Origin of the sequence: Desulfitibacter sp. BRH_c19 (assembly GCA_001515945.1) — a bacterium.
Taxonomy (GTDB): Bacteria; Bacillota; DSM-16504; order Desulfitibacterales; family Desulfitibacteraceae; genus Desulfitibacter.
The window spans coordinates 1-15,037 of the sequence record LOER01000022.1 but is presented as its reverse complement, the minus strand read 5'-3'; the positions used below and the strand labels follow the sequence as shown (position 1 = coordinate 15,037).

Sequence of the window (15,037 nt, the reverse complement as noted above, 5' to 3'; positions counted from 1 at the left end):
CACTATATTCTAAGTTTAGAATCTATTGCTTCTCTTAAACCATCACCTAAAAGGTTAAATGATAATACTGCGAAAAATATCATAATTCCTGGAAATACTGTTATCCACCATTTGCCAAGAAGCAGGAAATCTTTTCCTGAGCTTAACATTGCACCCCATTCTGGCATGGACGGATCTATTCCTACCCCTAAAAACCCTAGAGCAGCGGCATACAAAATTGCGTCCCCTAAAAGTAATGTTAAATATACTACAACCGGTGTCATAATGTTTGGTAGGACATGTCTTAGAGTAATCCAGAAGTGATTTCCACCCATCGCCATAGAGGCTTCAATATAGGGTAGTTCCTTTACTGTCAGTACTGAACCCCGCACAATACGAGCGAGACTAGGAATATACACAATTGCAATAGCAAGCATTGCCTTTTCGATGCCAGTACCTAGTGAAGCTGCAATTACTAGGGCCAATAACAGCGGAGGAAAAGCAAGGAGTATATCAACAAATCTCATGACAATATTATCTACTATGCCACCAAAATACCCTGATACAATACCCAGAAAGATTCCAGCTATCGCAGTAATAAAAATTACTGAATAACCTATCTTTAAGGAAATACTTGCACCATATAATAATCTTGAATAGATATCTCTTCCCAAATTATCTGTGCCTAATGGATTATCTGTATTACCTGCCCAAAAACCCGGAAGAAGTCTATTCTCTAAGTTTGTATCAATTGGATCATAAGGTGCCATCATAGGACCAAAGACTGCTAAAAAGATTAATATAATTGCTACAAAAAATGCAAATACAGCTGGTTTGTTTTTTCTGTATTGCCTTACAATTTGGCTCAACTCGTTATTCACTAGCTCACCTCCCTATTAATAGCGTATTCTCGGATCTAAATAAGCATAAAGCATATCAACTAAGATATTAATTAAGATAAATGCAAATGAAATGAAAAACACAACACCTTGTATCATAGGATAGTCCCTGTTACCTATTGCTGTTATCAGTAACCTTCCAATTCCTGGCCATGAAAAGACTGTTTCAGTCAAAATTGCTCCCCCAAGGAGCTTTGCAAACTGTAACCCCACAACTGTAACAATAGGTATCATTGCATTTTTTAAAGCGTGTTTATATATAACTATATTCATGGGTAACCCCTTGGCTCTAGCAGTACGAATGTAGTCCTCATTTAATACATCAAGCATACTAGATCTGGTAATCCTCACTATCAGGGCCAAAGAAACTGTAGCTAGAGCTGTCGCAGGCATAATAAGATGCCTTACAGCATTCCAAAACTGCAGCATGTTACCAGTTATGATAGTGTCAATTAAGTAAAAACCAGTAACATGTGATATAGTTAGGCCCATAGTAATACGCCCTGATACAGGCAATAAACCCATTATTACTGAAAAGAGGAAAATCATCATCATTCCCAACCAGAATATTGGAATGGATACTCCCAATAATGAAACACCTATTGCCATTTGATCAATTGCTGTATTTCTATACCTAGCTGCAGTTACTCCAAACAACATCCCAAAAGTTATAGCTATAAACATTGCTGTTAAGGTAAGTTCAAGAGTGGCAGGTAGTCTACTGATGATCTCCCTAAAAACTGGTTCATGGCTCTTAATAGAAATCCCAAAGTCACCCCTAATGGCATGGCTAACCCAATTCCAATATTGAATATGTAATGGTTTATCAAGTCCAAGCCTTTGTTCAAGAGCAACTCTTGCTGCATCAGTTGCCCTCTCTCCTAACATGACAGTAACAGGGTCTCCAGGTATCATGTGTATTAATAAAAATACAATAATACTTACTCCAATTAATGTAGGTACGGTAAGAAAAAATCGTTTAATAAAATATTTGTAGAAAGCCATATCTTAAATCTCATCTCCTAAAAGGCTTATAAGAAATAATGCTTTATATGAAAAATTATTTTCATATAATATTATATGATTTATTTTTTTCATTATAACATGTACAAGAATATAATTTCAAGCCTATTTTGAAATTTTAAATAATTTTGACTATTCAAAGACAGACAAAATCCATTATATTATCTATCAACAGTAAAACGAAATAAGCCTCCTTAATCAAGGAGACTCACATGTCGCATCTTCTAATGTCATTGCTTACAAACAGCTACTGCAAGATAATACTTTTTATCAGGAATGGGTTTTTCAATTATTATACCTTTCTGCAAATATATATCCACTTCTCTGAAGTTTCTCTTTAACAAGTCCTCAAACTCTTCCATAGTATATTGAAAATAATGAAATGGGCAAATGCATGGATATTCTCTGCCCTGCCCCAATGGAGTAGAAATAATAAGTTGTCCATCATCGTTTAAGAGACTTTTTAAGTTATGTATAAATGCTTCATCTTGTTCTAGATGTTCAATTGTTTCAAAGCTAATTATTACATCAAAGCCACCTAGAGATTTCTTTAGATTTGGATCTAGGGCATCCCCCAATACGTATTTAGCTAGTGGAAGAGAGTAATAGTTTCTAGCATACTCGATGGTAGCTAAGTCATTGTCAACCCCAACCATTTCCTTGATTAACCATCTACTAGGTCCTTTTAATATAATTTCACTACCGTACCCTACTCCACAAGCAATATCTAACACCCTTCCCCATGTGAAGTTGCTTGCAAATTTGTACCTGGCAATATGCTCAATAAGAAGGCCATTTTCGCGATTCATGAGTTTTGGGATAACTCTTTCACCAGTATAATCAACCATACGTACCTCCCGAATATCAAAAAACTTCTATCCCATGGTTTTTTACCATTTGATTAATAAATACTGCATGGGCTATCTTATCATTAGAAATAATGCACTCCTCGAAAGCAATTACGCTTAACCCTCTAATCCTAGCTTCAACAGCAGTAAAAAAAATAGTGGTATTTGTATGGGCTCCTACCAGTATAATTTCATTTATGTTCTTTCTATCTAATTCCATCTCCAAAGAAGTATTATAAAAAGAGCTTATTGTATCCGTATAAATTACACTTTCCCCAGCTAGTAGTTCAAGCTCTTCTTTAACAGCATTATTAAATTTTTGCCTTTTTGTTTTTGGTTGGGGCATACCATCATTAACATAAATAACTGGATTTCCTACTTTTCTTGCTATGATTAGTTTCTCACGTATATTTCTAATTACTTGTTGGCAGTTATTTCCTAGATATTTTTCACCATTTAAATCAAAATACTTATTTATACAGTTAACTATAATCAAAGCCGAATTGATGGCAATCTCCTCCAAAGCTAAAATTCAATATTTGTTATGAACATTCTACCACAATCTGAATAAAAAAAGAAAAGGGGATTAGTTACCCCCTTATATCCCAAGAACCAGTATCTAGCGTATTTACTAATGTACCTCCAAAGGCACCTATTGGTGTTCTTACTGCACTTACTATAACTGCTTTTTTCATGAACTACTTTTCCCCCTTCTTTAAACGTCTCTTCATACTGCTGGCCACTGTCTAATATTATCCATATTTAAGCATGGAGAAAAAATCGCTAAAAACTCAAAATCACTATTCCCTACATTTTTAGTTTCATGTACTGCTTTAGGGGGAATGTACAAAATATTACCCTCTTTTAATATAAATTCTTTTTCATCAACTATTACACAACCCTCACCTTTTAAGCAAAAGTATACCTCAACCTCTGTTTCATGACTATGTTTGGGACCTGTTTGGTCTTCTCCGAAACGGAATACACCTATACTCAACGAGGCTTTATCAATAGTTCTGTCATCAAAAATAATTTTAGCGTATCGCGTAAATGGCTCAAGCGCCTTATGTTCTGTAAGAGTATTCTTATCAAAATACATTCTCGTTTCTCCTCCTTTTTAAACAGAAATGGTTTCTATATTTGTAAATATTATTAAATCCGCCTCAGTAGAGTTAACAACTTCTTCTACAGTAATACCAGGTGCAATTTCTTTTAATACCAAACCATCTTTGGTAACTTCCATTACAGCCATGTCAGTTACTATTAAATCAACTTCATTTTTCGCAGTAAGCGGCAAATTGCACTTTTTCAATATCTTGGTACTTCCGTCTTTAGCTAAATGCTCCATAGCAATTATCACCCTGCCTGCACCTACTACAAGATCCATTGCTCCACCCATGCCCGGTACCATTTTGCCAGGTACCATCCAGTTAGCCAGATTTCCATCCTGATCTACCTGCAATGCTCCAAGTACAGTAGTATGAATATGGCCTCCCCTTATAATCCCAAAGGAGGTTGAACTGTCAAAGCAGCATCCGCCAGGCAGTATCGTAACTGGGCTTCCTCCTGCATTAACGCAGTCTTTGTCCATTTCCTCAGCTTTGGGTGCTGGTCCTATGCCAATAAAACCGTTTTCAGACTGAAACATCACGTCAATATCTTTTGGCACATAGCTGGCACATAAGGTTGGCATGCCAATACCAAGGTTAACAACTGTTCCACCTACAAGCTCTCTGGCAATTCTTTTTGCTATCATTATTCTGGCCTCTTTTTTATCCATTTTGGCTACCTCCTTTTACCAAAATGTTGACAAATACTCCAGGTGTATGTATCATATCAGGATCTATTTCACCTGCTTTTACGATTTCCTCTGCTTCAACAATTACCAGGTCAGCGGCTGTTGCCATTACGGGGTTGAAGTTTCTTGCTGCCTTCCTATATACAAGATTACCTTTTTCATCAGCCTTATGTGCCTTTAGTAATGCAATGTCTGCTTTTAATGGTAATTCTAATAAATATTGTTTTCCGTCTACTACTATAACTTCTTTTCCTTCTTCTACTATGGTTCCTACACCGGTTGGTGTTAGGATCCCCCCTAACCCTGCACCTGCAGCTCTTAGCTTTTCAGCTAGGCTGCCCTGAGGTGTAAGGATTACTTCCATCTCCCCTGTCTGCATTTGTTTACCTGTTTCGGGGTGACCTCCGATATATGATGCATAAACCTTTGAAAGTCTATTTTCATCTTGAAGTTTTCCTACTCCTTTTCCAGGGAAACCACTATCATTGCAGATTAGTGTTAGGTTTTTACAGCCTTGTTTAATAACCTCATCTATTAGCATGTCAGGACAGCCGCATCCAAGAAAGCCACCTACGGCTATAGTCATTCCATCCTCCATTTTACTTATAGCTTGTTTAGCGGAAAGTATTTGTACCATGCTCTATCCTCCTATATCCTCAAATCCAATTAATAATTGTTTTTAGATTGAAATTCAAAAAACTTATTTGGCCCATTTTATATTATATTTTTGTGCCTTTCGAACTATTGTAGATTGGTCAACATTAAGAAGTTTCGCAACTTGTCTTGTACTACCATGTTCAATTAAAGCTTCGCTTAATATTTTTCTTTCGATAACTTCAATGGCATCATTTAAGGTACTATTTTTTGAAATAGTAATTTGAGTTAATTCATCACTATAATTATTACTATCAGAATTATCTAAGGCTTTCTTTTGAATATGCTTAGGCAAATCATAATTCTTAATAATTTGATCTCTGGTTAATACAACTAAACCTTCTATTATATTCTCTAGTTCACGTATGTTTCCTGGCCAATCATAATCTATTAAACACTTCATTGCATCCGCATCAATAATCTTCTTAATTTTAAAAACATTATTATAATTGTTTAAAAAATACTTAACCAGCAAGGGTATATCCTCTCTTCGTTCTCTTAGAGGAGGTATCTCTGAGGATACCACATTTAAACGATAGTAAAGATCCTTTCGAAATGTTCCTTCTCTTATCATAGATATTAAATCTCGATTGGTAGCAGCTAGTATTCTAACATTAACTTTTATTGGTTGGGTGCCACCAACTTTATAAAACTTACACTCCTGAATGGCTTGTAATAATTTAACTTGCAATCTAAGGGGTAATTCGCCCACTTCATCAAGAAATAAAGTGCCACCGTCTGCCATTTCAAACATCCCTAGTTTCCCAGAAATGTTAGCACCAGTAAAAGAACCCTTTTCATATCCAAATAATTCAGATTCAATAAGATTATCAGGAATAGCCCCACAGTTTATTTTAACAAAGGGTTCTTCTTTGCGTGGACTACACTTATGAATTAGTCTTGCAAAAACATCTTTTCCAACACCTGATTCTCCTAGTAATAGAACAGTAGAATCAACGTCAGCTACTTTTTTACAAAAATCGACTACTTTTAAAATTCCTATGCTAGAACCAATTATTTCAATGTGAAGGTTTTCTTTTCGAAGTTGTTTCAGTTCCATTTCATCCCTGATGGATTTCTGTCTTAATCGCTCGATTTCTTCCCTCATATTATTTATTAAGCTGATATCACGAACGTTAGTAATTATTCTCCAGATTTCACCATTTTCATCCCAAATTGGTTTGGCTGTTACCATTGCCTTTTTCCCTGTCCTAATCTCGTGGATTAATGTTACCGGAGCTTTATTTTCAATAACACGGAGGGCAGCTGAATCAGTAACATATCCTTCACCAACAAGATCATACAAGGAATGTCCCACAACTTCTTCTGCTTTAATTCCTGCGAAATCTTCATAACTTTTATTTACTCTTAAAGTAACGCCTTTACCATCACTTATCCATATACCATCATAAGATGACTCTATGATAGCATTGAGTTCCCTATTTATGTCTTGTATTACCTTAAATTCGTTCACAAAGACATCTTCAAAGTCCTTAACATCATGAAAGATAGATACTCCGCCTATTTTTTGGCCATTTTTTTTAATTGTAGTTCCGCTTGTGAGTATGGATTTACCCTCAAATTGAATCAATGTATTTTCATAGCTGTTATCTTCTTTTATTGCTGTGTACAATAAAGAACTATTATTAATTTCTTCTATATTTTTTCCGATTATGTCACTAAATGTTTTATTTATAATCCTATGAGCAGCGGGATTACAGTAAACAATGGTTCCTTTTAAATCAATAATTAACACACCGCTATAAATTACATTTAAAATTTCAGAATTGTCATTAATCAAAGATACTAGTTCTTTACTTGTTTCATCGCTTTTCCCCATTTATCTCCCTCCCAGACAGAGAACCTTAAGAACCGTTTCATACTACTTCTATAGCTTGCTAGCAATTATTTTAATACTTATTACTTTACCCTGGATAGCTTCAACATCCTCTTTCATTGGGGCGGGTGTAAAATCTTCACCTGGACACCTTACCATCATACTCAGCTCATTAGGACATAGTTTACGTCTAGATAGAACCTCTATCTTTTTAAATCCGGCATCTTTAATAGCATTAAGATATTCTTCTTCTGATGTTGCACCACCCATGCATCCAAGCCACTGAGTTTTAAAATTTTCTAATACTCTTGGGTCAATTTTTTCTGAAGTAACAATATCAGCTATTGCCATTTTTCCTCCTGGTTTCATAACTCGATAGGCTTCATTAAACACAGTTACCTTATCAATACTTAAATTAATTGCTCCATTAGAAATAATAATGTTTACAAAACTATTTTTTAATGGTAATTTTTCCATATCCGCAACATGAAATTCTACATTTTGTAATCCTACTTTTTTTGCAGCCTTCGTAGCCCTTTTAATCATCCACGTAGAAATATCAATTCCATATACTCTGCCTTTATCACCTACTTTTTTCGCTGCAAGAATAACATCAATTCCAACTCCACAACCGATGTCTAAAACCACATTATCCTTTTTAATTTCAACTAACCTAGTAGGGGTAGTACAACCCATAGAATAGTCAAAAGCAAAATTTGGAATTTTTTCTATTTCATCTGGAGTATAAAGTTTTTGTCCTATACATCCAAGTCCCGGACCCATATTACCTGGAGACCGGTACCTTTTTACCCCACCATATCTGGAAAATTTATTATAACGTTCAGCCACTAAAGTTTTAATTTCTTCACTAAGCATACACAATCCTCCTCTACTGTTTCCACTTTAAGATTAGTTTGAAATTTTATCCGATGGCTAACTACCACTAAGACTCCCACCTCTTGCTTTGCACTGGTATTTCTACGCATTGCTAAATCACACTGCTAGAACTACTGGCGTAGTGGAAGATAAGTGGTACTAAGCCCCTGGATAACGGTTTTCCCTAAAGGATTAGCTCAGCTACGCCAAACAAGTTGGCAAGTTTCGCTCTATATTATTCAGATGGAGTCATTCAGTGAAACTTAGTTCAGGTGCTTTTCCCGGAACTCTAGTTGAACTAATCCTGTGGGAAACTCCAACTGAATAAAGAATCCTGTTTGTTATAAACATAATTTTTAGGCTTTAGTTTTTATCTGTTAACTGATAATTTGATAATTTTCCCATTTTTTTGAGCTCCCGAAGAAGTCTCTTCATTTTCTATTAATTTTAATGCATACTCCCTAATTTCATTAAAATCTTTAGCTGTTCTTACACGAGGCCTTTGAATTTTAACTTCTAAAATTTCCTTAATAGTTCCAGGGTTTATGTCAAAAATCAATATCCTATCAGCCAAATAAATTGCCTCATCAATACTATGTGTAATAAAAAGAACCGTCTTTTGTTCCCTAAACCAAATATTTAACAATTCATCTTGCATCATGTTTCTTGTTTGTGCGTCAAGAGAAGCAAACGGTTCATCCATTAGTAATAGTTTCGGATTATATGCCATAGCCCTAGCAATCTGAACTCGTTGTTTCATTCCGCCTGATAGCTGATGAGGATAATAATCTGCAAAGTGTTTTAATCCTATTAAATCCAAAAAATAATGAATGATTTTTTCATTCTTTCTGGATTTTGTTGTATTTACTCTCAATCCAAAAGCAATATTTTCCTTTACAGTCAACCAGGGGAACAAAGAGTTTTCTTGAAAAACAAAACCTATATCGCCATCGGACAGGTACACCTTTTCATTATCGATTTTTACAGAGCCAGAGGTTGGATGTTCAAATCCAGCAATTATTCTAAGAAGTGTACTTTTACCACAACCGCTTGGGCCCACAATACAGATAAACTCTCTTTCATTTACTTGTAATGAGATGTCTTTTAACACAACCAATTCATTAAAGTTTTTACAAATTGAATTTAACAATAGCGCCATGGAGTCAACCTCTTTTCTAACACTAGTACACTCTTATTTAAGAAGTAGCTGACTACTCCAATTGCTATCATCCCAGAAATTATTTCTGCACTTCTTCCCCCAATGCTATAAACAGACCAAATATAATAGCCTATACCGGATCTACCTCCTACAAATTCCGCTGCAACAATACACATCCATCCAACCCCTAAACCAATCCTTAAACCTGTAATGACTGATGGTAATACAGCTGGAAAAATCACTCTGAAAATAATATCCTTTTTCTTGGCACCACAGCTTCTAGCTGCATCCAGAAGTATTCTATCTATCTGTTTTACACCCATTACGGTATTTACTAGCACGGGGAAAAATGCTCCAACAAAAACTACTAACAACTGCACATAGGTACTTGGTTTATCAGTAAAAGCAAATAAAATGTATCCCAAAGGAATCCAGGCAAGCGGAGGAATGGGCCTTAACATCTCAATTATTGTATTAATAAAAAGTTCAAAAGTTTTAAAATACCCCATAATCATTCCTAGACTAAATCCTAGAATAAAGCTGAGAGATACTCCTTGTAGTACAACTTTCAAGCTAGATAAAGTTAACTCTTGAATACTTTTGTTATAAAGTTGATCTCCAGTTGTAATAAGTACAAAAAATACTTTCATGGTTTGCACAGGTCCAGGCAAATTGACTAGATTATTGTGTGCCAAAAAATACCATACAAGGAAAAAGATGATTAACGAACTCATACTTATGATGGAATTGTTGTTTTTATATTTTTCGCGACCATGCTTTATGGAGACACCTGTATCATTATTCAAAAAAAGGTCCTCCTTATTTTTTGATTAATTGATTGGTGGATATTTATTGAAATAGGATAAACTCTATGTTTATCCTATTCTAGTAAATAAATGAACTATTCCAATACAGGCATTATCCCTGCCTCACGTAGAGCACTATCAACCACAAAATGTTGTACTGTACCTATACCAGGTATAGCTATCGTTTTACCGCCTAGGTCATTTATATTACTAATTCCACTATCCTTGCCTACTACAATTGCTGATCCTTCATTATTTGCACCTGCAATTACCTGAATATGGATATCATCATTCACACGTTTCAACATAGCAGGTGCGCCACCTAGGTAAGCAAAATCTATTTCTTTGGCCCTAAATGCTTCCATGACTGCGACACCATTAGCATATTCTCTAATTTCTATATTGTCGCCAATTTTTAACCCCACTTCTTCAAAATATTTTTCCTTTTGAGCTACAAAAAACGCTAATTGGTGTAAATCCCTCGCAAGGAAACCAATAGTAATTTTTGTTGTTTCATCTACTAGCGGCCTCCAATTATCATCTTTTGACATTTCTGTTAGAACCAAATTGTAAATGTCTTTGCGTAAAAAGTCTTCAAAAAAACTATCACCCCCACTATAACCAATGTCCTGATGCTCTTGAACTAACAAACCATTTTCTTGGAGTTTTGTGTAGTATGTTATAAAACCCTCAGTTTGGGGATACTCAACATATTCAATGTTTTCTAAAGCTTTTTCAACAATCTTCCTATCTTTGCCAGTAAATGCTGCAGCATGTTCAAATATACTTTCCAAATTGTTGGGGTTATTGATGAATTGTGTAGCTTTAATATGAGCCCACACTACTGCTGTTAGGACATTTTCATTTTGGAAGTCTTTACTTACAGCTAGCACACAACATGGATGTTGATCCCATATATCTCCAGATTGCACCAAGTATCTTCCAATATCCTGCTGTACAGCTTCTGAATTAAATGGCTCCCAGGCAATAAATCCATCTATTTCGCCTGCTTTTAACCTATTAAGCATATCAACTGGAGCACTTTGAATGATTTTAGTATTGTTGTTTTCTTCTATTTTTTCATCACTACAACCTATAATAGTAAATATCAATACAGCAAGTAAGGGGATTATAACAAAATTTTTCACCAATCTTCCTCCTCTCATTGTTTTATTTAGAGGTAAAGATCTTAAATAGCCTTTACCTCTATATTTTTAAAAATTTACTTTACATAAAGTTGCATTCTAGGTTTAGTCCAAAAACTAGGTAATACTACCACCTTAGGATTTTCACCCACAATTTGCTTGGCTTTAATCATTGCTTTCTCAAAATCACGAACTGGCGTAACACCTAGTGCTCTATATGGACCAGGATTAATCTCTCCTGCCATGATTATTTTGCTGCAATGATCTAACATATACTGGCTTTCATAGAACAACCAACTTGCATGTACTGGGTGATAACCATAACAATGTCTATATTTAAATATAAACTCAGGATGGTTGTTCCACTCATCTTCATAGTTAAGCATTTCTGAAGCATCAAAACACCTTTTCCAATATTCCAACGCTTGTTTATGGTTTGGATGATCTCTTTCGCTTATTTCACCAGAGCTCCTACATACACCTATAACTACTCCACCTTCACGTACAAGAGGTTTATTTACCCAATGCCTTGGTGCAGTACAAGTGCCTACAAAAGGCATCATTGGATTATCACTTGAGCCATACATGAAATTTCTAGGTAAACCTATTACCACTATATCAGCCTGAGGTACTTCTACCCTATAATATTTTTCTACAAGTTCCCAAGCAGGCTTTTGTATTTCTTTGTAGTGACCTGCAAAGGCAGCAACTATTTCTTTATCCTTGCCCAAAATAGAATCTACATAAAAAACTTTTTTGCCACAGAATTTTTCAATCTGATCCATAATTGCATCTTTATGCTTTCTATAGAGCATTTTATGTTGGTCAGCATGACAAGAATCTTTATCCCCTACAACATCCCAACCGTGAGTAGAACGCATACTCCTAGCACCAGCTAAGCCAATAATAACTCCGCAACCAGTCATTCCACCCCAATTGGAAGGTAGTACAGAACCTAAATAAATAAAGAAATCTGATTCATATAAAAGTTTGTTGTACTCCACATAGTCTCCCATTTCTGATACACCCATGAAAACTAAGTTATCAGGATCGGCACAGTCATGATTTATGATACTATTAGCTGTACCTTTGGGCCAAAAACGCCTAAAAATCTCATCTCCAACATATTGCCTAATCTGCTCTTGAGTAAATTTTTGATGATTACCATTACCTAGCAACAGCGTAATGTCAGCATCAGGAACTCCAGCTTTATTTAGCTCTTCAATTATTATGGGCAACATAACTTGTCTTGGTCTGGCTGGACGGGTACAATCATCCATAGCAATGGTTACTTTATATCCCGGTTTAATTGAATCATATATTCTTGGCATTCCTAGAGGGTTTGCCAATGCATCTTTTACTATTTGTTGAGGATCTTCTGCACCATCTGGGGGGGATGATTCAACAATTACTGAATCCTCTGGCACCATAATTTCTTTTTTGTGATCGTAATAATCAACAAGTACTTTTTTATAATTCACTCTCTTTTCACCTTCCTTATACTTTAAATACGTTGTTGCATTTTATAGGCTAGATAAATTCTTCTGTCCTGCTCTGAGACGTGTTAACTGTATGAAATGCTCTGCATTAAGGAACAATTCGTGATATGTTGCAAGCTCATCTACTGTTAGTCCTTTATCTAGAAGCACAGCTAGATATTGAAACGCTGCTTTGGCTCCATACCCTACATGATGAAATCCTACAAATTTACGAGACTTAGGCTCAATGATAGCTTTTTGGAAGCCTGACATTTCTGGATGTACATGAGCCATTACCATTGATCTTTCAGCTAAAGGTAAACCAATGTCTAGATTAAAAGGTGGCATTTTAATTACAACAGCATCGCCGTATTTTTCTATACACTCTTTCTCAGTTAATCCTACCCAAGTCACTTCATAGGTTGTGAACATAAATTCAGGCATAGTTCTATCCATCATTTCTGTTTCTTCACCCATGATATTTTTCGCTGCTATCATTCCTGATTGGCGAGCTGCTGACATCACATAAGGAGGTCCATTTACGTCTCCAATTGCATACACATTTGGTATGCTAGTTTGGAATTTCTTGTTAACTACAATTTCATTGTTAGGTCCTATCTCAACTCCCAAAGGTTTTGCTATTTCAGAATTTGGAATTACTCCTGTTCCCAATAAGACAGTATCGCAAGGCACCTCAACAATCCTGCCATTCTCTTCAAAAATAACTGCTTCTACTTTTTCACTTCCTTTTATTTCCTTAATAGTTACACCTTCATGTATCTTAATACCCCGTCTTTTCATATTAGATATTACAAAATCACGTACTTCATCATCTAGCCAACGATAAATCCTAGACCGGTTTACTATTGTTACATCACAGCCACATGCACTAAAAAATGATGTATACCCAGCAGAAGTTTTACCTTGTCCTATTACTACAACCTTTTCTGGTTCGTAGTCTAGCTTTACTAGGTCACGGTTAGTAAGTACGTTTTTTAAATTCACTCCTGGAATATCTGGTATTTGGGGCCTAGCACCCGTCCCAATAACTATATTTTTGGCCCTGTATCTTTCACCTGCTACTTCTACCGTATTAGGATCAATGATTTTTGCTTCCTTAAAAACCTCAAATTCCATTCCTAGCTGTCCCTTACTTTGATCTGTCATGAATTTATAAACATTAGTATCACGAACTTTTCTAAAGGTATCAAATATGGGTACCATGGGTATTTTCTCAGGAATTTCTGGATACCACATGTGCCCAGCAAACCAACGCAAGTGATCCATATTTACAGCATTGTCATATGCAAAATGTTCAGGTACACAATTATGTTTACAACATTGCCCGCCTAAGTGATTGTCAATTTCAAATGTAAACTGCGTGCCTCCTAGTGCACGTAAAAATGAAGATCCAAATCTACCCGCTGCTCCTCCACCTATAAAAATAGCATCATATACAGTATCTTTATTTGGTTTAGTAAGTGCGTCTCCTGGTGGAATATACATACTTTCTCTTGGCCATCCTTGATACTTTGACACAAAAATCCCTCCTGTATTTTTAATGTGTTTGATAAAAACAAATTTTTAAACAATATAGCCTGTGTGCCAACACCCCCTTTTTTAGAAACCAGGAATAATAATTATAAGTTATTAAAATGAACTTTATTTAATCTATTTATAAGCAATAAGTATGCCAAAAATTTATGGTCTTCATACTCCTACTGTATCAAGTAAAATTTACATAGTATAATAATAGAGACTGCAAATGATGCATATTAGCATCATTTGCAGTCTCTATTATAGTAATCTTTATAATTGTTGAGATGTATAGTTGCATCGTGATGCAACTATACATCTCTTTGTATGCCTTTTTTCTATTAAAATCTTTACATCATCTAGCAGAAGCTATTTCTTACATGAATTTTCAAGCCCTATTCTCACAGCTGAAACTATTCTATCAATATCATCTTTAGTCGCAATCAATGCAGGCGCAAATGCGATTACATTATTCTGATTAGGGAAGCTTCTATTAGTTTTACCTGCTAAAACACCTTCATTAGCAATGTTGGCCATTATTTGTCCAAGTACAGCATCACTCATAGGTGTCTTTGATGCCTTATCTTCTACTATCTCAATGCCAGCAAACAATCCATTACCACGTACATCTCCTACAATTGGCAGGTCAAGGAGTTCGTTTAATCTAGCTATAAAATAAGCGCCTACCTTTGCACTATTTTCACAGAGGTTTTCTTCTTCGATAATACGAATATTTTCTAGGGCAGCCGCACAACCACCTGCACAGCCCCCATAAGTACTAATATCCCTAAAATATGCTAACGGTTTAGACGGATCATCAACAAACATATCAAATATTTCCTGGGTTACAACGGTTGCTGATATGGGCATGTACGAGCTGGCCATTCCTTTAGCCATTGTCACCATATCTGGCACTATTCCATAGTGCTCATATCCAAACATAGTTCCAGTTCTTGCAAAGCCACAAACAACCTCGTCCATCATCAATAAGACATCATA

The 15,037-nt window shown here is 35.6% G+C and carries 14 protein-coding genes and 1 pseudogene; all 15 read right to left on the bottom strand.

Annotation, left to right across the window (positions count from 1 at the left end; genetic code table 11):
* Positions 1-2: 2 nt before the first annotated feature.
* The 15 genes and pseudogenes from APF76_15110 to APF76_15040 all read right to left on the bottom strand — a co-directional run bounded on the left by APF76_15110 (position 3) and on the right by APF76_15040 (position 15,037).
* Positions 3-860 carry a peptide ABC transporter permease gene (locus tag APF76_15110; protein KUO51712.1) on the bottom strand — a complete coding sequence of 286 codons (858 nt, stop codon included), beginning with the start codon at positions 858-860 and terminating at the stop codon, positions 3-5.
* 15 nt (positions 861-875) lie between these two features.
* A complete protein-coding gene (locus APF76_15105) occupies positions 876-1,883 on the bottom strand; it encodes a peptide ABC transporter permease (GenBank protein ID KUO51711.1) in 1,008 nt (335 codons plus the stop codon).
* Positions 1,884-2,131: 248 nt separating this feature from the next.
* A complete protein-coding gene (locus tag APF76_15100) occupies positions 2,132-2,749 on the bottom strand; it encodes an SAM-dependent methyltransferase (GenBank protein KUO51710.1) in 618 nt (205 codons plus the stop codon).
* Positions 2,750-2,765: 16 nt separating this feature from the next.
* Positions 2,766-3,245 carry a hypothetical protein gene (locus APF76_15095; protein ID KUO51709.1) on the bottom strand — a complete coding sequence of 160 codons (480 nt, stop codon included), beginning with the start codon at positions 3,243-3,245 and terminating at the stop codon, positions 2,766-2,768.
* A gap of 231 nt (positions 3,246-3,476) precedes the next feature.
* Complete coding sequence (locus APF76_15090) at positions 3,477-3,848, bottom strand: hypothetical protein (protein ID KUO51708.1); 372 nt, start codon at positions 3,846-3,848, stop codon at positions 3,477-3,479.
* Between the two features lie 18 nt (positions 3,849-3,866).
* Positions 3,867-4,529, bottom strand: a complete 663-nt coding sequence (locus tag APF76_15085; GenBank protein ID KUO51707.1) for an acetate CoA-transferase — start codon at positions 4,527-4,529, stop codon at positions 3,867-3,869.
* Positions 4,522-5,184, bottom strand: coding sequence for a branched-chain amino acid dehydrogenase (locus APF76_15080; GenBank protein KUO51706.1), 663 nt, complete (start codon positions 5,182-5,184; stop codon positions 4,522-4,524). The genes APF76_15085 and APF76_15080 overlap by 8 nt, the downstream gene beginning before the upstream one ends.
* A gap of 63 nt (positions 5,185-5,247) precedes the next feature.
* Positions 5,248-7,041: a hypothetical protein gene (locus tag APF76_15075; protein ID KUO51705.1), complete on the bottom strand. Its 1,794-nt coding sequence runs from the start codon at positions 7,039-7,041 to the stop codon at positions 5,248-5,250.
* Positions 7,042-7,089: 48 nt separating this feature from the next.
* Positions 7,090-7,914 (bottom strand): hypothetical protein, encoded by an 825-nt coding sequence (locus tag APF76_15070; protein ID KUO51704.1) that lies wholly within the window; start codon positions 7,912-7,914, stop codon positions 7,090-7,092.
* 370 nt (positions 7,915-8,284) lie between these two features.
* Positions 8,285-9,073 (bottom strand): nitrate ABC transporter ATP-binding protein, encoded by a 789-nt coding sequence (locus APF76_15065; protein ID KUO51703.1) that lies wholly within the window; start codon positions 9,071-9,073, stop codon positions 8,285-8,287.
* The gene (locus APF76_15060) at positions 9,058-9,879 is read right to left on the bottom strand and encodes a hypothetical protein (GenBank protein ID KUO51702.1); all 822 of its coding nucleotides are present in this window, start codon (positions 9,877-9,879) and stop codon (positions 9,058-9,060) included. The genes APF76_15065 and APF76_15060 overlap by 16 nt, the downstream gene beginning before the upstream one ends.
* Positions 9,880-9,974: 95 nt before the next feature.
* Positions 9,975-11,027, bottom strand: coding sequence for a hypothetical protein (locus APF76_15055; GenBank protein KUO51701.1), 1,053 nt, complete (start codon positions 11,025-11,027; stop codon positions 9,975-9,977).
* 74 nt (positions 11,028-11,101) lie between these two features.
* Positions 11,102-12,505, bottom strand: a complete 1,404-nt coding sequence (locus APF76_15050; protein KUO51700.1) for a hypothetical protein — start codon at positions 12,503-12,505, stop codon at positions 11,102-11,104.
* A 42-nt stretch (positions 12,506-12,547) separates the two neighbouring features.
* Positions 12,548-14,041 (bottom strand): hypothetical protein, encoded by a 1,494-nt coding sequence (locus APF76_15045; protein KUO51699.1) that lies wholly within the window; start codon positions 14,039-14,041, stop codon positions 12,548-12,550.
* Between the two features lie 366 nt (positions 14,042-14,407).
* Positions 14,408-15,037 (bottom strand): annotated as a pseudogene (locus APF76_15040).

Coding starts and splice junctions, on each gene's coding strand:
- APF76_15105 (KUO51711.1), bottom strand. CDS start 1,883: ATGGCTTTCTACAAATATTTTATTAAACGATTTTTTCTTACCGTACCT.
- APF76_15100 (KUO51710.1), bottom strand. CDS start 2,749: ATGGTTGATTATACTGGTGAAAGAGTTATCCCAAAACTCATGAATCGC.
- APF76_15090 (KUO51708.1), bottom strand. CDS start 3,848: ATGTATTTTGATAAGAATACTCTTACAGAACATAAGGCGCTTGAGCCA.
- APF76_15085 (KUO51707.1), bottom strand. CDS start 4,529: ATGGATAAAAAAGAGGCCAGAATAATGATAGCAAAAAGAATTGCCAGA.
- APF76_15080 (KUO51706.1), bottom strand. CDS start 5,184: ATGGTACAAATACTTTCCGCTAAACAAGCTATAAGTAAAATGGAGGAT.
- APF76_15075 (KUO51705.1), bottom strand. CDS start 7,041: ATGGGGAAAAGCGATGAAACAAGTAAAGAACTAGTATCTTTGATTAAT.
- APF76_15070 (KUO51704.1), bottom strand. CDS start 7,914: ATGCTTAGTGAAGAAATTAAAACTTTAGTGGCTGAACGTTATAATAAA.
- APF76_15065 (KUO51703.1), bottom strand. CDS start 9,073: ATGGCGCTATTGTTAAATTCAATTTGTAAAAACTTTAATGAATTGGTT.